An 18,659-nucleotide genomic window follows, 5' to 3' on the forward strand; every position below is an offset into this window, starting at 1 on the left:
CGCCCTCCCGCTATCGACGGTCGGCGCGGATGCGCCGCTCAAGGAAGATCAGTGGTTCCAACACGTTGATCGGGCGGGGCCGATCACGGATCATGACCATCCCGTCCGGGCGCTCCGCGACGTTGGTGAAGTCCCGGAAGTCGAAGATCTGGTTCTGGTTGAGCCGGAACCCGATGGACGACGTGGCGAAGTATTCGATCTTGTCCTCGTGGAAGTACGCGCGGAGCGCCTCCTGGACCATCCCGGCGCCGCCACCCAGGACCCGCGCGCACACCCAGTCGAAGAACTCGCGGGCGCGCTCCTGCGGAACCCGGGGCAGGCGGTGCCCGTCCGGGTCCTGAGTGACCAGGCCGGTCGAGCCGACCAGGTGGCGGAAGAACGTCGGGTCGTCGAACTTGGTGATGCAGACCGCGACGCTGTGCGGCAGCTTGCCGTTGACGAGCTGGCCGGTGCTCGCCAGGCGGGAGGTCAGCATCTGCAGCGCGCCGTAGAAGTACTGGAAACTGACCTCGCCGACCGCGGCGTCGATGACGGGGTCCATCAGGTAGATGAGGCCGTTGGCGTTGGCCAGGTGATCGAGGGCCGTCTCGTCGACGCGACCGGTGGCGTAGAACGAGCCCGGCGGATCGAACAGCTCCAGCGTGAACTCGACGGCGCTGTTGGCGTTGCGGCGCCCGGCCAGACCCGACCTGCGCAGGAACGAGCCGAACCCGGACGGTGGCGGGGTGCCGTGAAACGACCAGCTGATGGGTTCGATGACCCGGTTCGCCCGCGGAAACCCGCGCTCGATCGCGAGCCGGTGCACGCTCTCGTTGAGGTAGCGGGCCGCCTCCTCGTCGGTGCCGGCCACCAGCCAGGTGCCGTGCCGGCCCTGCATCGCGGCCAGGGGTAAGGAGGCCAGGTAGGTGCTCTTGCCGGACCGGCCCGACCCCCACATCCCGATGCGGACCGTGCTGTCCTCGCGGGCGGCGCCCCGCCCGGGGATGGGCAGCGGCGCGGGCTCGGACATGGGCCGGGTGGGCAGGCCCGGCGGCGGGTCGGCCGGGACCGACGGGATCGTGATCTGGTACGAGGACGGCGGCTGGGTGTCGCGGGCCGGTGGTTGTTGCGGCACCACCGGCGGAGACGTGGTCCGGGCCCCGGATCCGTAGACGGCGGTGCCGGCGGACGGTGCCGGCTGGCCGTATCCGTTGCCGTTGCCGGGTGGCGGCAGCGCGAACGGGTTCGAGGGCGTCGTGGCCTCGGTGGGTGCGGCCATGGTGAACGGGTTGCCCCGGCCGGGCGCGGGTGAGGGCGAGCTGGGCGTGGGGTCGTCGGCGTACGGGTCGTTCGGTGGGACGGTCATGGCGATGACTCCTCGTCGGTTCGGTCAGACGCCCAGGCTTTGGCGCAGTGCGGCGGCGGCCAGGTCGACGCCGATGCGTTCGGCCACCTCGAGGACCCATCGGCCGGCGCTGGCCAGGTGGCCACGCATGCCGGCGTCATCACCACGGCGGGCGGCCTCACCGGCCTGGCGGACCCGTTCGATCGACTCCCGCTCATGTGCGTTGCGCGGGCCGGCACCGAGCACCTCGATCAGATCGTTCAGCTGGTCGGCCAGGCGGCGCAGCTCGGTGGTGTCGGCGTGCTGGTGCTGGACCTGCTGCACGGGACCGACCGTGTTGCCGCTGCCGAGAGCACCGGCGACGTTCACCGGGCCGTTGAAAGTGTTTGTGTCGCCCGACATGGCGTCTCCCTGGATCGTGGCATCGGCGTTCGCGCTGGTGATGACGTTGATGTTGCTCAGGTGGGTGCGGTGCAAGGACTCCCGCAGTCCGTTGATCTCGGTGCGGAAGCGGCGGTCGCGGTCGAGCCGGCGCAGGGCGGCCTGCAGCAGCAGCTCCTGGCTGGCGATGTCGGGCCGCTGGGCCATCACCCCGACGTGCAGGTTGCGCAGGCCGAGGCGGGCCATGCTCTCCCAGTGCCGGCGCGCGGTGAGGATGGCCTTCTGCGCGTCGTCCCAGTCCGCGTGGTCCATCGCGATCTCGGCGGTGGCGAGGTTGACCCAGCCCTGGACGTACTCCATCTCCATCTGGCGGATCGCGATCATGTTGCGGTTCGGGCCGCTGCTCCTGGCCGCCAGGATCGAGGTCTCGTAGGCCTGCGCCGCCGCGGTGCCCTGCTCGATCGTCTCGACGAAGCGGCCGGCCTGCGCCGACATCAGCATGTTGTTGACCGCGTCGATGGTCATGACGTCGACGAGCGTCGCGTTCAGCGCACGGATCATCTCGGCGAGGATCGCCTGGCCCTGCTGGTCGACGTCCTCGACCTCCTGGACGTCCGCCAGCAGCTCCTCGTACACGACCCGCACCGCGTCGAGCTGGTCGCGCGCGCCGCGGTAGTTGCCGATCCGGGTCTCCTGCAACGACCGGTAGAGCGCGATGGTGGCGGCCGCGATCCTGGCCCGCAACTCGCCGAGCCACGCCAGCGGCGAACCGCTGGCGTCCAGGTCGGCGTAGTGGTCGACGGACTCCTCGATCAGCTCGATCGCCGCGTCGAGATTGCCGGCGAGGCGGGCCTCCTCGGCCTCGTTGGTGAGCTTCACGCCCTCCAGCAGCTTGATCAGGCCGTCGGCCCCGTCCCGCCACAACGTCAGCTGGTCGACCTGGCCGGGGTCGGCGCCGCGGCCGCGCTCCCGCTCGGCGAGCCGGATCATCGTCCGGTTCAGCTCGATGACCCGGTCGATCAGCTCGTTGGCGGCCTCGTGCTCGCAGTTGATCGACCGTGCCTGCGACTCGGCCAGCAGCATGTTCTCCAGCGCCGTCTCGGCCTGCCCGTACGCGTCGAACTCGTCGACGCCGAAGGCCTCCAGGCTCTCGTAGACGGCGATCTCGTCGGCGAGCTCGACCGCGGAACGCTCCCGCACGGTGTTCGGGTCGACGGTCAGGTCCGGTGTCGTCATTCGCGGTCACCGCCGTAGCCGACCGGCGCCGGGCTGGGCGCCGGCAGGGTGAAGCCGGACCCCGGGTAGACCTGGACGCCGAACGGCGGCGAGGACGCCGTGCGATGGATGAAGATCCGCGTCCCGGGGGGCGGGTTGTTGGCGAGGATCCACCGGTTGAGCGGGACGCGGATCCACTGCTCGAGCAGCGGATCGCGGATCGGGCGGGCGCCCAGCGACGCGCCGGTGTGCATGACACGCTCGACGATCGCGCGGTCGATCGCCGCCTGGTCGAAGATGAGCTCGTAACCGCGGGCCGCCGCGGAGGCGATGATCTGCCGCAGGAACTTGTCGGTGATGCTGCGGATGACGTGCTCCCGCAGGATGTCGAAGACCACCACGCCGCTGCCGAGCCGGCCCAGCAGCTCCGGCCGGCCCAGCTGGTCGGTGAAGAACTCGGTGACCGCGCCGGAGAAGTGCTCCTGGACGAACGGGTAGGGCGGGACGCCACCGGGGTGCGCGCGGTGCAGCGTGGCCGCGCCCTGGTTGGAGGTGAAGATGACGATCGAGTGGGAGAAGTAGGCGGTCCGCCCGTGCCCGTCGGTCAGCCGGCCGTCGTCGATGATCTGCAAGAACTTGTCGAAGATCTTCGGGTGCGCCTTCTCGATCTCGTCGAACAGGATCACGCTGAACGGCCGCTCGTGCACCCAGTTGGTCAGCACGCCGCCCTGCTCATGGCCGACGAAACCGGGTGGGGCGCCGGTGAGCCGCTCGCTCGCGTGCTCCTGGCTGAACTCGCTCATGTCGAAGCGGCGCAGCGCCGACTCGTCCTCGAACACCAGCTCCGCCAGCGCCTTGGCCAGCTCCGTCTTGCCGACGCCGGTCGGCCCGACGAAGAAGAACACGCCCTTGGGCCGGCTGCTGCTCTCGGCGTCGCCGGCCACGAAGTCGACCCCGACGCGCGCGTTGACCAGCGCGTCGGCAACCGCCTGGATCGCCGCCGGCTGCCCCATCACCCGGCTGTTGAGCACCTGCTCGGCCTGGCGGACCTTGTCCAGGTCCAGCTGCTCCCAAGGGTCGTCGCGGACGCCGAAGCGGTGCCGGGCGACCAGGCGCCGCGGCGCGCTCGGACCGATGCCGCTCAGCTGCGAGGTGACCTCGAGCGACTGCAGGTCGCGCACCGTCATGCCGTCGGTCAGGTTGGCGAGCGTGTCGACCGCCCGGCGCTGCGCCTCCGGGGTCAACAGGTCGGCGCTGTGGAACCGGCCGATCTGCCGGAGCAGCAGGTCCGCCCGCTCCAGGGGGCCGGGCCGGTCGGCCAGCACCGCCGACACGGCGGGGTGCTCGGTGAGCCAGGACGGCAGGTCGTTGAGGTCGCGGGCGATCAGCACCATCACGTTGCGCAGCGTGGGCTCGGCGAGCTTGCCGGGGACCTCGGCCGCCTCCTCGATGATGCGCCGCAGATGGGCGACGTTGACCCGATGGTTCTCGTCGAGCTGCCCGCTCGCCCCCACGATCAGGTCGGCCGAGTCGATGATGACCGCACTCGGGGTGTGTGCCTGCGACAGCAGCGTGCGGATCACGCTGAGGGCGTCCGGGGTGCTGCGCGGGTTGACCGGCCGGGTGTTGTTCATCGCCTGGCGCAGGTCCCGGTCGGCCTGCTGGACCCGGCCGCTGCGGCTGTCGGCGGCGGGCTGGGGACCGGCCGCCGGCCCCGCCGACGCGAACGGGTTCCAGCCCTGCTGGCCCGGCCCACCGGCCGGCGCGGCCGGCGCGTCATGACGGTCGGGCGCCGGCCCGCTCTCCGCGGCGCCGCCGGCGGCGATGGCGCGCTCCGCGTCCGCCCGGGTGCGGTCGTCACCGTAGGTCAGCCCGTCGACGATGCTGTACCGGCCGATCACCCGGTATCCGGAGATGCCGAGCAGGCGCGGCAGCACCTCGACGAGCGGCAGGTAGTTGTGGTTCCAGCGGACCAGGTCGTCGATGTTGCCGTGCACCACGAGATGCCGCCGGCGCTGCAGCTCGTGGTTGGCCCGCACCAGCCAGCGGGCGGCCCGCAGGGAGTCGTCGGTCACGAGGCCCCCCGGGCGATGTTGGGTTGCTGGGCGACGGTCGCCGCCGAACCGGGCGGACGCCGGTCCGGGTCGTCGTCGTCCCACCGCACCGCGCCGGGTTCGAAGCCGTCCCGGCGCACCTCGTCGCTCAGCCGGTCGATGATGTCCAGCAGCGGCGCGCAGGATCGGCCGGGCGCACCACTGACGACCTCCCCGCTCATCGCCTCGGTGGTGTAGAGCACCTCGGTCCGGTGCTCGGCGTTGTCCCGCACCATGACCGCGAAGGCCTGCCCGGCCGGGCTGTAGGCGCGCAGCTCCAGCGAGCCGTCCGTCTGCTCCCGGAAGCTGTCCCGGTCGACCTGCAGTCCGGTGTCCGGCAGGGCCGCGACGATGGAGCGCAGCACCTCCCGCCGCTCGATCACCCGGTCGGTGAGCGCGTCGAGCTCCCGCTCCGCGGCGGCGAGCCGGGCCTGGGCCTCCTCGTTCGAGGCGACGACACGGTCGAGGTCACCGTCGCGCAGGACCCGGTCGAGCGCGTCGACCGCCGCGACGGCCGGTCCCCCACCGGTGAGCGGGATCCGCAACTGTGCGGCCTCCGCTTCCAGCACCGCGAGCCGGTCGTGCGCCGCAGCCACCAGGGCGGCGGCCTGGGCCTGCCGGGCCTCGTAGGCGCCGCGGCGCTGCAGCACGCGGTCGAGATGCTCCCGGGCCGCGTCGGCCGCCGCGTCGGCCCGGGCGATCGCGGCGTCCGTGTCGCTCCCGGTCATCCGGCTGGCGCGCTCGAGCAGCTGAGCGATCTCGTCATGCCCGTCCCGGTCGTAGTGGACGCGCACGTCCTGCGGCACCTCGGCGACGAGTGCGGCGACCGCGGCGATGCGGTCCGCCACCCGCTGCTGGCGCCGGCGCACGAGCAGGAACCGCATGCCGGCCAGCGCCCGCTCCCCCCGGTCGATGCCTTCCGCCGTGCGGCCCAGCTCCGCGCTGGTGCCGGCCTGGTCGACCCCCGAGGCGACCCGGCCGAGATCGGCGATCAGCTCGTCCACCGGCTCGGTGTCGCCGAACTGCACGGCCTCGACGTGCAGTTCGCGGACCCGCCCGGTCAGCTCGGCCAGCCGGGCACGGGCCTGCTCCTTCGCCCGCACCAGGGCCATCGCCCTGCGCCGCTCCTCTTCCTGGCGCCGCCGTTGCTCCCGCTCGGCGCGTTCCCGCTCGGCCTGCTGCCGCCGGAGCTCGTTGCGGCGGATCTCGCTGTACTTGGGTGAACCGCTCATGGGCTGAGTTCCTCCGGACGGTTGGCGGCCTGGACCGGAACCAGACCGAGGTGGTGTTCGAGCCGCCCTCTCAGACCCGCGACGGGCGGCACGCCCAGCCAGCGCACCGTGGCGTCGGTGCCGACCTCGAACTGCAGACCGGCGCTGCGGTCGGCCTGCTCGCGCACCTCGGCGTGCCGTTCGGTGAGCAGGTGGAGGCGCTGGTTCGCCGAGCCCCGCCAGAGCAGGTCGGCCTGCCGCGCGACCAGGTAGGGACCGTCCACGAGGATGTCCAGCAGCGCCAGCAGGCGGTGCTGCTCGGAGGTGCCGTGCGCCCGCAGGTGTTCGATCGTGTAGCCGGTGTAGCTCATCACCGACAGGTCGCGGCGTCCGCGAACCTCCTCGACCAGATCGGCGAGCGGACCGGCCTGGGCGAACGGTTCGCCGCCGCTGAGGGTGAGCCCGGCGGCGTCCGAGTCGGCGATCCGCCCGGCCAGCTGCCGCACCGCGACCTCCTGGCCGCCCCGGAACGGGATCCACTGTGGACTGACACAGTCCCGGCAGCCGATCCCGCAGCCCTGCACCCAGACGACGAACCGCGTGCCCGGGCCGAGGACGTCGCAGGCGGCGTGCGTCTCGGCGACCCGCAGGAACCCGCTCACACCGTCCTCCAGCGCTTGACCTGCGGTGTCGTCAGGTTCCTGGGCATGACCCGCGCGGCCGGCTCAGCCGACTCGGCGGGCTCGGCCACGCTGACCGGTTCGCCGGTCTCCTCCGCGCCGGCGCCGCCCGGGTAGTGATCACCGAGGCCGGAGTCGCGCCGATGGCACCACACGCAGACGACGAAGCCGTCGTGGTACAGGTGACTGCGGTTGAACCGGCAGCCCATCAGGCTGCCGTACGCCTCGGACAGGCCCGCCGCCCACTCGGCCGCCGTCGGGCGCCGGCCGGGGTCGCCATGTCCGTCGATGAATGCCCGGCGGGCCAACGTCCGGATCACCGGTGGCAGCAGCAGCTCGGTGAGCGCACCGGCGATCGGCACGAACCGCTCCGGGCTGAACAGCCGGCACCGGCCGGCCCGGATGTTGCCCTCGACGCCGTCGTCCCCCGCGTCGGCCGGCACACCCTCGAACGGGTGGTCGCCTTCCATGAGCAGCTGGCAGACCAGGGCGGCCAGGCCGAACCGGTCGTGCGCGGCGGGGAGCACGTCCAGCGGTCCCCCCGCCCATGCGCGCAGCGACTCCGGCGGGGCGTATTCAGGGGTGAGGTGATCGGCCGCGAACCATTCCCCGGTCAGCGGATCGGTGAACTGCACGCTGTCGCAGTCGATGAGCACGACCCTGCCGCTGCGCTCGACCAGAAGATTGCTGGCGCTGACATCGCCGACCACGACGTTGATCCGGTGCAGGTCGACGAAGAGGCGCGCGATGCTCAGCGCCACCCTCAGGTTCAGCGCCCAGGTCGGCCGGTCGAACGCCACGCCACGCTGGGCCGGGTCGAACAGGGCGTGCAGCGACACGCCGTCGATCCGGCGCAGTCCCACCGCCCGGATCCGGCCGGTCTGATCGGTGAGCGGCCACTTCGGCCAGGCGACGTGATAGTCGGTGGTGCCGCGCCAGTCAACGGGTGACAGCCGCAGCAGGCCGTCCACCCGCCGGTCCTGCTCCGGCGAGACCCGGCGGAACCGCTTGATGCAGTACTGCCGGTCGCCCGGCCGGCCGATCACGATGCCCTGTGCGCCCGAGCCGATGGTCTCGGCGTCGGCGAGCGACACGGACTCGGTCGGGCTCAGGTACAGCATCACGTGCGCACCGCCAACAGCATCGTCTTGTCGTCGCGGGACGTGGCGGCGAACTCCTCCGACTGCAGTTGGTCGCTGAGGATGCCGGCGTCGTGCCGATCGGCCCCGAACGCCGTGAAGTACCGCTCGAACTCGGCCGGTGCCAGCAACCGCCGCCCGCCGCCCGGCGCGAGGTCCGCGGCCAGCAGCGCCTCGATCAACCCGTCGGTGCACAGCGCCACCCCGCCCACCGCCGGGTCGTGCACCAGGCAGACCTGCACCGCCTCCCGGCGCGCGGCGGAGGTGAGGAACACCGCCGCGCCGTCGTCGGGCCCGGCGTCGTCCGGTCGCATCACCAGGTGCGCGCCGCCCCGGTCGCGGACGATCACACCGAATCCGTCGCCGAGACTGGCGAACAGGTAGTCCGGCGGATGCGCGACGACGCAGGTGATCGTCGTGGCGTAGTCGGCACGGACGGCGAACCCGCCGGCCAGACCGTCGATGCGCTGGTCGAACAGGCGCAACAGGGAAGCGACGTACCGCGCGGCGGTCGCCATCCACACCTCGCTGCCGGCCGGGGCGACGGTGAAGAGGTCGGCGGCCACGTCGCAGGCACTCTCGACGGCCAGGCGGGAGCCGGTCGACGCGCGCGAGCTGGAGCCGGCTCCGTCTGCCACCGCCAGGACGAAACCGTCGCCGAGCCGGCGATAGGCGAGCGCGTCCTGGTTCTCCGCGCCCGTCGCGAGGTGATCGGGGCCCGCGACGGACGCCGGCACGATCCGCCAACCCGGCGGGAAGGGCTCGGCGGTCACGTCAGGGCGCCTTCTGGATGGACAGCCACTCGCGCATCTGTTGCATCTCGTCGATGTCCGACCGGACCTGGTCGTGGACGGTGCCCGGATCGGTCGAACGGCCGACGGTCATGATCCGCTGGATGCTGCGCCGCACCGCGGCCAGCACGGTGGTGAAGTTGTCGCCCTGCACGTCGAAGGCGCCCTTGGGGGCGAGCTCGCGCAGGACGTTCATGTCCGCGCCACGCACCCCGAACGCGTAGAACAGCAACCGGTGGTCGTCTTCCTCCTTGCGCAGCAGCGGCTCCAGGTCACGCCACCGGTCACTGCGCTTGCCGGCCTCGTCGGTGGGCGCGCCGTCGGTGAGCAGATAGACGATCGGGCGGTACGCCATCTGGATGCCCGACTGCCGCAACGCCTCCCGGCGCTGCTCCACCACCTGCAGCGCCCGCTGCACCGCCGCGACCATCGGTGAGTAGCCCGAGGCACGCAGCGGCGGCGGGTTGAACTCGTTGACCGGCACGAACGGCGAAGCGAGCGGTTCACGACCGTGCCCGGACGGGTCGACGACCGTGACCCCACCGGCGCCGAACGTCACGAGCGCGAGCTCACCGATTCGGCGCAGGTTGCTGTCGGCCTGCAGCTCTTCCCGCCACTGGCGCAGCGCCCGGTTGAGGTCACCGATAGCGTCCTGGTGCGCCATGGACGACGACGTGTCGACCACGAGTGTGATCAACAATCTGGTCTTCGCGGCCTGCACTCCCGGTAACGGCGAATTCATGACAACACACCGTCCATCGACACGCCGGAGACGTGCGGCCTGACCACGAGTCCGGATCCGTCCACCTGCATCACCGCGCATTCCGTCCCTGGTGTCAGATCCACAACGAGCGCATCCTGGGCAGCCGCCCAAAAGACGCATGCACCGTGTTCGACATAGCCACCGGCCTCGGTGAAATGCGTACGCACCCGGACCCGAGCACCCACCGCCGGCAGCACCCCGTCGAATATGAAATCGTCTTCACTTCTCCTGCCGGCGGGACGGCGTATCAGCACCAACAGCCCGGTCGCCGCAACACACAGCGCCGCGGCCGCCCCCGCCAGCGGCACATTGAACGCCGTCGCGCCGGCGCGGAGCAGACCCACGCCGAACGCCGCGGCCACCGGCGCGGAAGCCGCCACCAGCAGCCAAAACGGCGATGTCAGCGGCCGGGGCAGCTGTTGTCGATCCTGCGACGAAGGCATGGCCGTTCCCCCTGAGCGGCGATCTCCGGCGAAGTCCAGCAGCCATTCGCGCGGCCTGCATGCACCTCCTCCACCTGCAAAAGAATGATGCCGATCGACGTTGGCGAGCGTAATGACCCGCACGTTCAGCTGCCTTGTGATTTTCGGGGACAGGCACTCGGCTGAACGGCCATGGCCGCACCAGTGCGGCGCGATCGGATTAGTCCGACCAGCCAGAATCGCAAGTCCCGCGTGTCCAGAATTTCGGATACCGGCCACAACGACCGGCTGCCACCCGGAAACGTGCGGCTCGTGCCGAGATCGCGAGAAATCGCGGTTTCAACATTTGGCGCACCGGCGGCACAGCCGGAATGCGTCAACCGTTCAGTCGAGCCGGCCGACCGGTCGGACCGACGCGCGACAATTCCCGGTCATCACCCCGTTCGGAATCGACCGGACATTGACGCCGACCAGAGTGTTGACGACGCGGTGCCGATGCCCTTCAGGTCGGATCGGGCGCGGATGCCGCTGGCAGTGAGACCGTCACCTTGAGTCCGCCCTCAGGCCGGGGCTGGGCGATGACCGTGCCGCCATGGACGGCACAGATGGACGCGACGATGGCCAGACCGAGCCCGAACCCGTCGCTGCCGGATCGGTCGTGGAGCCGCCGGAACGGTTGGAGCAGCCCGTCGACGGCGTCGGGGGCGATGACCGGTCCGGTGTTGGCGACCGTCAGCGTGGCGTTGCCGTCCACTATGGACGTCGTGACCCGGATGGTGCCGACGGGGGTGTTGTAGCGCACGGCGTTGTCGACGAGGTTGATGATGAGGCGTTCCAGCAGCAAGGGGTCGCCGGTGGTCGCGGCCGGCTGCAGGGAATCGTGTTGTCGCAGGTCGCCGAGGTCGACGGAGTCGAGCACCTCCTCGGCGACCGCGGCCAGATCGACCGGCTCGCGGACGGTGAGTCCGTATTCGTTGCGGGTCAGGGTCATCAGGGCGTTGATCAGCGCGTCGGCCTGGTCGACCGCCGCGCGGATGTCGCGGCCCATCTGGATGAGATCGTCCGGGGCGGGCGCCGGCTTGCCCAGGACCACATCGACGGTGGTGCGCATGTCGGTCATCGGGCCGCGCAGCTCGTGGCTGGCGTTGGCGATGAAGCGGCGCTGGCTGTCGAACGCGGTGGTGAGCCGGGCCAGCATCTCGTTGAAGGTGTCGGCCATCTCGTGGAGCTCGTCGCGGGGTCCGTGCAGGAAGACACGCGCGGACAGGTCGCGCTCCGACGCCGTCCGGGCGGCCACGGTGAGCATGCGAACGGGGCGCAGCACCCGTCGGGCGATCATCCAGCCGCCGGCGGCGGCCAGGGCGGCGACCACGGCGAGCGTGGTGAGGGAATACCCGAGCAGGTGGGTCAGCGTCTGGTCGCGCTGGCGCCGCGCGCCGAGATTGACGCCCACATCGAATGCCGGGTCGGTGCTCCCGTCGAACGCCGGGTCGGTCAGCTTCTTGACGGCCGACAGGCAGCCGTTGCGGCGCTCGGCATCGATGTCGTCGCGCTGCAGGTCGTGGCCGCAGCCGGCCAGATACGCCCGCTGCTGCGGCGAGATCGAGGACGAGTCCACGACCGGGAGCAGGGTGGCCACGAGCGCATAAGTGATCATGACGAGGGCGGCACCGCAGATCACGAAGAGCCCGGTGCACAGCAGGGTGATGCGACCGCGGATGGTCAGGCGTGGTCCGCTCATATCCGGTAGCCCTTACCCACGACGGTGTCGATCAGCGGCGGCGGGCCGAGCTTGCGGCGCAGCCGGGTCATCGTCACCGTGATGATCCTGCTGAACGGGTCGGTGTTGACGTCCCATACGTGCTCCAGCAGCTCCTCAGCGCTGACGACGGCCCCGTTCGCCGCGAGCAGCAGCTCCAGCACACCGAACTCCTTGCGGGTCAGCGACAGCGTGTGATCGCCGCGGCTGGCGCGGTGACGGGCCCGGTCCACGGTGAGGTCGCCGTGTCGCATGAGCGGCGGCGTGGACGGCGCTCGGCGCCCGAGCGTCCGGACGCGGGCGATCAGCTCGCGGAAGGCGAACGGCTTGCCGAGATAGTCGTCGGCACCGAGCTCCAGACCGTCGACCCGATCGTCGACCGTGGTGGCCGCGGTGAGCATCAGGATCCGGGCTCCGCCCTCGACCCCGGCCAGCGTCCGGCACACCTGGTCGCCGTGCACGACCGGCAGATCACGGTCGAGCACGATCACATCGAACTGGTGGTATTCGGCCGCGGCCAACGCCGCCGCGCCGTCGTTGGCGACGTCCACGGCCATGCCCGCGTCGCGCAGTCCTTCGGCGATGCGATCCGCGAGGGTCCGACGGTCCTCGACGACCAACACGCGCATGGTCGGATTGTGCTCCCTCGGGTGCTACATCGGTGCAACATCCGCACTTGCACTGTTGCAACCGCCGGCGGCGTAGACCTCACGGCATGAGACGGATGGTCCTCCTCCCGGTCCTGCTGTTCGCGCTCGTCGCGGCGGGTGCCTGCGCCAAGAACCCGGGCGACGGCTCGAGCGGGACCGACGACCCCAATGCCATGGTCAGGTTCGCTCAGTGCATGCGTGGGCACGGCCAGAACGTGCCTGACCCGGACGGGGGCAGCGACACCTACGCCGTCACCCCACCCAGCGGTGGACCGGACGCCGCCTGGGACGCCGCGATGGACGCCTGCCGGCACCATCTGCCGGCCGGCGGGGCGCCCGGGGGAATGAGCGCCGAGGAGCTCGATGCGCAGGGCCGATATGCCAGGTGCATGCGGGACCACGGCATCGAGATGAGCGACCCCGATCCCAACACCGGCCGGAGCCAGATCGGCGGCCGGCTGGCCGGCGCCAACCGTGACCGGCTCCGCGCCGACCCGGGCTATCAGGCGGCCGCGGAGGCGTGCAGGGACAAGCTGCCGAAGGAGCGGGGATGAACCGGACCACCCGCGCCGCGGTCGTGACCGGCGCGTTCGTGGTGGTCGGCGGTGTCGCGGCCGCGGCCGCGTTCGGCATCGGGGGCAGGAGTCCCGGTGGAGCCTCCGGCACCGGCCTGCCCCCCGCCACCACGCCGGTCACGCGGACCACGTTGACACAGACCCAGCAGGTGGCTGGCACCTTGTCGTACGGCGCATCGGTGATGGTCACCGCGGGCGGCTCGGGCAGGATCACCTGGCTGCCGGAGCTGGGCACGAGGATCAACCGCGGCCAGGCCGTCTACAAGAGCGACAACCGCCCGGTGCCGCTGTTCTACGGCAGCCTGCCGCCGTACCGGGTGCTGCGGTCCGGCAGTTCCGGGCCGGACGTCCAGCTCGTCGAGGAGAACCTCGCCGCCCTCGGGTACACCGGCATCACCGTCGACACGCGGTACTCCTCGGCGACCGCGACCGCGGTGCGCAGGTGGCAGAAGGACAACGGCCTGGCACAGACGGGTGTCTTCGACCCGGCCGGCGTGGTCCTCGCGCCGGCCGCCATCCGTGTCGCCTCGCTCTCCGCGCACCTCGGCGACCCGGCGAACGGCCCGTTGCTGGCCTACACCGGCACCACCCGGATCGTGACCGTCGCACTCGACGTGGGCCTGCAGCACCTGGTCAAGCCGAGCCTCAGCGCGACCATCACGCTGCCCGACGCGCAGGTCGTCAAGGGTGCGGTCGAGACGATCGGGACCGTGGCGACCCCCGGGGACCCGGGCAGACCGGCCACGATCCCCGTGACGGTCACGGTCGGTGACCAGACGAGGCTCGGCACCCTCGATCAGGCGCCGGTCACTGTGGCGCTGGTCTCGGCGTCGGTCAAGGACGTGCTGACGGTGCCGGTCGCCGCGCTGTTGGCGCTTCCCGGCGGCGGCTACGGCGTCGAGGTCGTGTCCGGCGGCACCAGGCGGAACGTCCCGGTGCAGCTCGGCATGTTCGGCGACGGCAGGGTGCAGATCGCCGGCGAGGGCATCGACGTCGGCACGTCGGTCGGGATCCCGTCTTGATCACCCTCGACCGGGTCCGCAAGACCTACTCCGGCGGCGTGGAGGCGCTGCGTGCGGTGTCCCTGACGATCGACGACGGTGAGCTCGTCGCCATCGTCGGCCCGTCCGGCTCGGGGAAGTCCACGATGCTGCACATGATCGGCGCGCTGGACCGGCCGACCAGTGGCTCGGTGTCGATCGCCGGCCTGGAGCTGGGCAGCCTGACCGACCAGCAGCTCTCGGCGTTGCGAGCGCACGTCATCGGGTTCGTCTTCCAGCAGTTCCACCTCGCGGCCGGGGTCCCGGTGCTGGACAACGTGGCCGACGGGCTGCTCTACAGCGGCGTCCCGCTGCGTGCGCGGCGACGGCGGGCCGCCGCGGCACTGGAGCAGGTGGGGATGGATCACCGCATGACCCACCGCCCACACGAGCTGTCCGGCGGCGAGCGGCAGCGGGTGGCGATCGCCCGGGCCGTGGTCGGCGATCCGCGGCTGCTGCTCGCCGACGAGCCGACCGGCAACCTCGACTCCGAGTCGGGGGCCGGGGTGCTGCAGCTGCTGCGCGACCTGCACAGCGGCGGGACCACGGTCGTGGTGATCACACACGACCGGGACGTTGCGGCGAGCCTGAGCCGGCGGATCGAGATGCGTGACGGGCGGGTGGTGTCATGAAGGCCGCGCACAGCATCGAGCGGCTGACGACGCCGGACCGGCTCCGCGCCGCCGACGTGCTGCGAGTCGGCTCCGCCGGTCTGCGCACCCGCCCGATGCGGGCGTTCCTGTCCGCGCTGGGCATCGCGATCGGCATCGCGGCGATGCTCTCCGTGGTCGGTCTCGCCGCCTCCAGCAGCGAGAACATCAACCGGCAGCTCGACAGGTTCGGCACCAACCTGCTGCGGGTCAGCCCGGGCGAGACGGTGTTGGGTGAGGCGGTCAACCTGCCACCCGACGCGAGCGCGATGATCGGCCGGATCGACGCCGTCACGTCGGTGTCGACGACCGGAACGGTGCGCGACGCGCACGTCTACCGCAGCGACCGCGTTCCGGCGGCCCTGACCGGCAGCATCTCGGTGCTGGCCGCGCGAACCGACCTGCTCGGCACCGTCGGTGCCGACGTGATGAGCGGCACCTGGCTCAACGAGGCCACCGCCCGGTATCCGGCGGTGGTGCTCGGGTCGCGGGCCGCCGGCCGCCTCGGGATCGGTGCGGCCGGCCCCGACGTTCAGGTCTGGCTCGCCAACCGGTGGTTCACCGTGATCGGCCTGCTCGGTCCGGTCCCGCTCGCGCCGGAGCTCGACACGGCAGCGCTCGTAGGCTGGCCGCTGGCCACCTCCGACCTGCACTTCGACGGTTCCGCCACGACCGTGTACACCCGCACTCGCGACGACGCGGTGGCCGCGGTGTCGAAGATCCTGGCCGCGACCGCCGATCCGCGGCACCCCGACGAGGTGAAGGTGTCCCGGCCCTCGGACGTCCTGCTGGCGCGGGCGACCACCGATGCGGCCCTGCGCGCGCTGCTCATCGGGCTCGGGGGAGTGTCGCTGCTCGTCGGCGGGATCGGCGTCGCCAACACGATGATCATCTCAGTGCTCGAACGCCGGGCGGAAATCGGGCTGCGCCGCTCCCTCGGCGCCACCCGCGGGCAGGTCCGCGTCCAATTTCTCGCCGAGTCGCTGCTGCTGTCCGCGCTCGGCGGGGTCGGCGGTGCCCTGCTCGGCGTCCTCGTCACCGTCGGGTTCGCGACGGCCAACGACTGGCCGGCGGTCGTCCCGGCGTGGGCCAGCGGCGGAGGCATCGTCGCGACGCTCATCATCGGCACGTGCGCCGGCGTGTACCCGGCCTGGCGGGCCGCCCGCCTGTCGCCGACCGAGGCGCTCGCCACGCCATGATGGTGTTGCGCCGAACGACAACCGGCAGGAAGCCTCGCCCCCGAGCATCCGGAAGCGGCATCCGTGTGGTTGACGGCAGGAGCCGGCCATGACGGAGCGCCAAGATCATCGGACGCCGCCAGCCGGCTGGACCCGGGACGGAAGACGCCCCCCACCAGTGGTGGGGGGCGTCCGCGTTGCCGAGCCGCCTAACGGAATCGAACCGTTGACCTATTCATTACGAGTGAATCGCTCTGCCGACTGAGCTAAGGCGGCAACGATGACCAAGTGTACGGCACGCCTCGGGGGCGCGCGCGAGGGGTTTGCCGAGTAACGTCCGGCGCGTGATCCCCGACGATCTGCCGGCCGCCCCCGGCGAGCTCACCGCCCAGCCCGGCGAGCCACTCCTGCCGATGCCCGAGGCGGACGGGCCGGTCATCCAGGTCGGCGACCGGCCGAACGCGCTGGATCCCGACCAGATGGGGTTCACCCCGCGGCGGGCCGTGCCGTGGTTGAGTCCGGTGCTGCTGAGCGGGACCGCGGTGCGGGTCGTGCTGGCCGACCTGTTCGGGGCCTACCTGGACAAGCGGGAGCTGCAGGACTCGATGCCGGACCGGATCATGCGGGAGGCGCCGGGCTTCACGGGTGAGCTGGGTGCCGCGGAGGACGAGATCGTCGAGATCCCCGACGGGGAGCTGTGGGTCGACTACTGCGCCGACACGGGCGACGGGTTCAACGCCACGTACTCCATCGCGTACCTGCTGGCGCAGCGCTCGCTGAGCGTCGAGGGGCACGAGCTGCCGCGTGGCGAGGTGCTCGTGCTCGGCGGGGACCAGGTCTATCCGACGGCGAGCGGGCAGCAGTACGAGGACCGGTTCAAGGGTCCGTTCCGCGCCGCGTTCCCCGACCCGCCCGAGGACGAGCCGCGGCCGCGGATGTACGCGGTGCCCGGCAACCATGACTGGTATGACGGGCTGACCGCGTTCCTGCGGCTGTTCGTCCGTGGCGGCGAGGGCAAGATCGGCGGCTGGCAGACCCGCCAGTCGCGGTCCTACTTCGCGATCCAGCTGCCCAACCGGTGGTGGATCCTGGGCACGGACGTGCAGGCGGGCGCGTACATCGACGATCCGCAGCTGCGGTACTTCAACCGGGTCGCGGCGCGGCTCGGCCCCGGCGACAAGGTCATCATCTGCCCGCCGTCGCCGAGCTGGGTGGAGGCGCAGGAGGACCGCAAGGCGTATGACAGCCTCGACTACTTCGTGCGGACCGTGATCACGCCGACGGGTGCCGACGTGAAGCTGATGTTGTCGGGCGACCTGCACCACTACGCCCGGTACGAGGGGGCCGACCGGCAGCTGATCACGTGCGGTGGCGGCGGCGCGTACCTGTACCCGACACACGAGCTGCCGCAGCGGCTCGAGGTGCCGCCCCGGCGTTCGCTGGTGCGCAACGCCAGCCCGTCGCAGTGGTTCGACTTCAAGGCGGCCTACCCGAGCAGGGCCCGGTCGCGCGGGCTCTCGCTGGGGGTCTTCTGGCGGGTGCCGTGGCGAAACCCCATGTTCCTCGGGCTGCTCGGCGTGCTGCAGACCCTGACGATGCTCGCCTTCGTCAACGCCGCCGACCGCGTCATCTCCGGCACCGAGCAGCGCCTGGTCACCATTCCCGCGATCATGATGGTGCTGATCGACGTGCTCAGCGCGTACTTCCTCGCCATGCCGGGCGTCGCCGGGAAACGCAGACCCAGGCACTGGATCCTCGGCCTCGGGCACGGCGCCGCGTTCGTCGGCATCGCCGTGCTCGGCACCTGGGCCTGGCTGAACCTGCCGTTCGTCGACCAGGCCTGGCCGTTGCCGCTGCTGATCGCGATCGTGCTGTACTTCCCGCTGTCGTGCGTCGCCGCCGGTGAGCTGTTCGCGCTGTACCTGCTGATCGCCTCGAAGTTCGGGGTCAACCTCAACGAGCTGTTCGCCGGTCAGGGCATCACCGGCTACAAGGGCTTCCTGCGACTGCGGTTCGGCGCCGACGGCACCCTGACGATCTACCCGATCGGCGTGGACCGCACCGCCCGCCGCTGGCAGGCGCAGCCGGCGGGCTCCTGGTTCGCGCCCCGCAAGCCGCTGAAACTGCGCCTCATGGAGCCTCCGGTCGAGATCCGCTAGAGCCGCCGGCCCCGCGAGACGGCCGGCAGGTAGGTGCAGCGCAGGCCGGTGCGCACGGTGTGGCGCAGGTGGCCGCCGATGACCTCGTCGGCGGCGGCGACGCGGGTGAGCGCGCGCCGGATCGCCTTGCCGACGGAGATCCGGGCGCGCTCCGCCTCGTCGGCGAAGCGGCGCGGCCGGCCGGCCAGCCCGGCCGCGGCCGTGAGCTCTTCGATGAGCCAGGCGCGTTCCTCCCTGGCCCGCTCGGCGCGGGCCAGGTCGTTGCGCGCGTCGCTCTCCTCGATGGCGGCGTCCAGTTCGGTCAGTCGTCGCCGGTACGCGTCGCGGGCCACGTCGTCGAGCACCGGCTGGGCGGTCGCCGGTGGGTTCACGGCGCGCACGGGCCCGGCGGCGAGGTCGGCGGCCGGGATCTCGTAGCCGGGGTTGGCGATGAGCTCGGCCAGGTATGCCATGCCCCGGCTGTCCTCCAGCAGCACCGTGCCCGGGCCGAGGCGAAGCTCCCAGTAGAGGCCGCGACGCCGGCACGTCAGCACGGTGTCGAGCAGCACGCTGTCGAGTTGGAATCCCATGCGTCCACGGTCGCGCGCGGTGCTGCCGTGCCCCTGACGCGGCGCTGACGCGGCAGCGGC

The 18,659-nt window shown here is 71.6% G+C and carries 17 protein-coding genes and 1 tRNA gene; 5 read left to right on the forward strand and 13 right to left on the reverse strand.

Annotated elements, in window-relative coordinates:
- Positions 1–10: 10 nt before the first annotated feature.
- The 11 genes from Dsi01nite_RS42880 to Dsi01nite_RS42930 form a co-directional block, all read right to left on the reverse strand.
- On the reverse strand, positions 11–1,345 hold the full coding sequence (locus Dsi01nite_RS42880) for a hypothetical protein (protein WP_203852178.1): 1,335 nt from the start codon (positions 1,343–1,345) through the stop codon (positions 11–13).
- A 24-nt stretch (positions 1,346–1,369) separates the two neighbouring features.
- Positions 1,370–2,941: a hypothetical protein gene (locus tag Dsi01nite_RS42885; RefSeq protein WP_203852179.1), complete on the reverse strand. Its 1,572-nt coding sequence runs from the start codon at positions 2,939–2,941 to the stop codon at positions 1,370–1,372.
- Positions 2,938–4,995: an AAA family ATPase gene (locus Dsi01nite_RS42890; RefSeq protein ID WP_203852180.1), complete on the reverse strand. Its 2,058-nt coding sequence runs from the start codon at positions 4,993–4,995 to the stop codon at positions 2,938–2,940. The genes Dsi01nite_RS42885 and Dsi01nite_RS42890 overlap by 4 nt, the downstream gene beginning before the upstream one ends.
- Entirely contained in the window at positions 4,992–6,245 is a 1,254-nt protein-coding gene (locus Dsi01nite_RS42895; RefSeq protein WP_203852181.1) for a hypothetical protein, read from the reverse strand. Before Dsi01nite_RS42895 ends, Dsi01nite_RS42890 begins: the two co-directional genes overlap by 4 nt.
- Positions 6,242–6,886, reverse strand: coding sequence for a 4Fe-4S single cluster domain-containing protein (locus Dsi01nite_RS42900; RefSeq protein WP_203852182.1), 645 nt, complete (start codon positions 6,884–6,886; stop codon positions 6,242–6,244). Before Dsi01nite_RS42900 ends, Dsi01nite_RS42895 begins: the two co-directional genes overlap by 4 nt.
- A complete protein-coding gene (locus Dsi01nite_RS42905) occupies positions 6,883–8,028 on the reverse strand; it encodes a hypothetical protein (protein WP_203852183.1) in 1,146 nt (381 codons plus the stop codon). The genes Dsi01nite_RS42900 and Dsi01nite_RS42905 overlap by 4 nt, the downstream gene beginning before the upstream one ends.
- Positions 8,025–8,816: a protein phosphatase 2C domain-containing protein gene (locus Dsi01nite_RS42910; RefSeq protein ID WP_203852184.1), complete on the reverse strand. Its 792-nt coding sequence runs from the start codon at positions 8,814–8,816 to the stop codon at positions 8,025–8,027. The genes Dsi01nite_RS42905 and Dsi01nite_RS42910 overlap by 4 nt, the downstream gene beginning before the upstream one ends.
- Before the next feature lies 1 nt (position 8,817).
- Positions 8,818–9,576 carry a vWA domain-containing protein gene (locus tag Dsi01nite_RS42915; RefSeq protein WP_203852185.1) on the reverse strand — a complete coding sequence of 253 codons (759 nt, stop codon included), beginning with the start codon at positions 9,574–9,576 and terminating at the stop codon, positions 8,818–8,820.
- Positions 9,573–10,163, reverse strand: coding sequence for a hypothetical protein (locus tag Dsi01nite_RS42920; protein ID WP_203852186.1), 591 nt, complete (start codon positions 10,161–10,163; stop codon positions 9,573–9,575). The genes Dsi01nite_RS42915 and Dsi01nite_RS42920 overlap by 4 nt, the downstream gene beginning before the upstream one ends.
- 358 nt (positions 10,164–10,521) lie before the next feature.
- Complete coding sequence (locus Dsi01nite_RS42925) at positions 10,522–11,760, reverse strand: HAMP domain-containing sensor histidine kinase (protein ID WP_203852187.1); 1,239 nt, start codon at positions 11,758–11,760, stop codon at positions 10,522–10,524.
- The gene (locus Dsi01nite_RS42930; protein ID WP_203852188.1) at positions 11,757–12,407 is read right to left on the reverse strand and encodes a response regulator transcription factor; all 651 of its coding nucleotides are present in this window, start codon (positions 12,405–12,407) and stop codon (positions 11,757–11,759) included. Before Dsi01nite_RS42930 ends, Dsi01nite_RS42925 begins: the two co-directional genes overlap by 4 nt.
- Before the next feature lie 86 nt (positions 12,408–12,493).
- Here Dsi01nite_RS42930 and Dsi01nite_RS42935 point away from each other — a divergent pair, with 86 nt between their 5' ends.
- Genes Dsi01nite_RS42935 through Dsi01nite_RS42950 form a run of 4 tightly spaced genes read left to right on the forward strand, consistent with a single transcriptional unit; the run spans position 12,494 to position 15,892 of the window.
- Positions 12,494–12,982 (forward strand): hypothetical protein, encoded by a 489-nt coding sequence (locus Dsi01nite_RS42935; RefSeq protein WP_203852189.1) that lies wholly within the window; start codon positions 12,494–12,496, stop codon positions 12,980–12,982.
- Positions 12,979–14,025 (forward strand): peptidoglycan-binding protein, encoded by a 1,047-nt coding sequence (locus Dsi01nite_RS42940; protein WP_203852190.1) that lies wholly within the window; start codon positions 12,979–12,981, stop codon positions 14,023–14,025. The genes Dsi01nite_RS42935 and Dsi01nite_RS42940 overlap by 4 nt, the downstream gene beginning before the upstream one ends.
- Entirely contained in the window at positions 14,022–14,675 is a 654-nt protein-coding gene (locus Dsi01nite_RS42945; protein WP_203852191.1) for an ABC transporter ATP-binding protein, read from the forward strand. Before Dsi01nite_RS42940 ends, Dsi01nite_RS42945 begins: the two co-directional genes overlap by 4 nt.
- Entirely contained in the window at positions 14,672–15,892 is a 1,221-nt protein-coding gene (locus Dsi01nite_RS42950; RefSeq protein WP_203852192.1) for an ABC transporter permease, read from the forward strand. Before Dsi01nite_RS42945 ends, Dsi01nite_RS42950 begins: the two co-directional genes overlap by 4 nt.
- A gap of 182 nt (positions 15,893–16,074) precedes the next feature.
- Here the strand turns inward: Dsi01nite_RS42950 and Dsi01nite_RS42955 are convergent.
- Positions 16,075–16,147 (reverse strand) — tRNA-Thr (locus tag Dsi01nite_RS42955).
- Positions 16,148–16,218: 71 nt separating this feature from the next.
- Here Dsi01nite_RS42955 and Dsi01nite_RS42960 point away from each other — a divergent pair.
- Positions 16,219–18,030 carry a metallophosphoesterase gene (locus Dsi01nite_RS42960; protein ID WP_373318933.1) on the forward strand — a complete coding sequence of 604 codons (1,812 nt, stop codon included), beginning with the start codon at positions 16,219–16,221 and terminating at the stop codon, positions 18,028–18,030.
- Here Dsi01nite_RS42960 and Dsi01nite_RS42965 read toward each other — a convergent pair.
- The gene (locus Dsi01nite_RS42965) at positions 18,027–18,599 is read right to left on the reverse strand and encodes a hypothetical protein (protein WP_203852193.1); all 573 of its coding nucleotides are present in this window, start codon (positions 18,597–18,599) and stop codon (positions 18,027–18,029) included. The genes Dsi01nite_RS42960 and Dsi01nite_RS42965 overlap by 4 nt on opposite strands.
- Between the last annotated feature and the right edge of the window lie 60 nt (positions 18,600–18,659).

It is taken from the genome of Dactylosporangium siamense (assembly GCF_016862795.1).
Lineage (GTDB): Bacteria > Actinomycetota > Actinomycetes > Mycobacteriales > Micromonosporaceae > Dactylosporangium > Dactylosporangium siamense.

Bases quoted from the DNA above. Each gene is read 5' to 3' on its own strand.
- Dsi01nite_RS42880 (WP_203852178.1), bottom strand. From the start codon at position 1,345: ATGACCGTCCCACCGAACGACCCGTACGCCGACGACCCCACGCCCAGC.
- Dsi01nite_RS42885 (WP_203852179.1), bottom strand. From the start codon at position 2,941: ATGACGACACCGGACCTGACCGTCGACCCGAACACCGTGCGGGAGCGT.
- Dsi01nite_RS42895 (WP_203852181.1), bottom strand. From the start codon at position 6,245: ATGAGCGGTTCACCCAAGTACAGCGAGATCCGCCGCAACGAGCTCCGG.
- Dsi01nite_RS42915 (WP_203852185.1), bottom strand. From the start codon at position 9,576: ATGAATTCGCCGTTACCGGGAGTGCAGGCCGCGAAGACCAGATTGTTG.
- Dsi01nite_RS42925 (WP_203852187.1), bottom strand. From the start codon at position 11,760: ATGAGCGGACCACGCCTGACCATCCGCGGTCGCATCACCCTGCTGTGC.
- Dsi01nite_RS42930 (WP_203852188.1), bottom strand. From the start codon at position 12,407: ATGCGCGTGTTGGTCGTCGAGGACCGTCGGACCCTCGCGGATCGCATC.
- Dsi01nite_RS42935 (WP_203852189.1), top strand. From the start codon at position 12,494: ATGAGACGGATGGTCCTCCTCCCGGTCCTGCTGTTCGCGCTCGTCGCG.
- Dsi01nite_RS42940 (WP_203852190.1), top strand. From the start codon at position 12,979: ATGAACCGGACCACCCGCGCCGCGGTCGTGACCGGCGCGTTCGTGGTG.
- Dsi01nite_RS42950 (WP_203852192.1), top strand. From the start codon at position 14,672: ATGAAGGCCGCGCACAGCATCGAGCGGCTGACGACGCCGGACCGGCTC.
- Dsi01nite_RS42965 (WP_203852193.1), bottom strand. From the start codon at position 18,599: ATGGGATTCCAACTCGACAGCGTGCTGCTCGACACCGTGCTGACGTGC.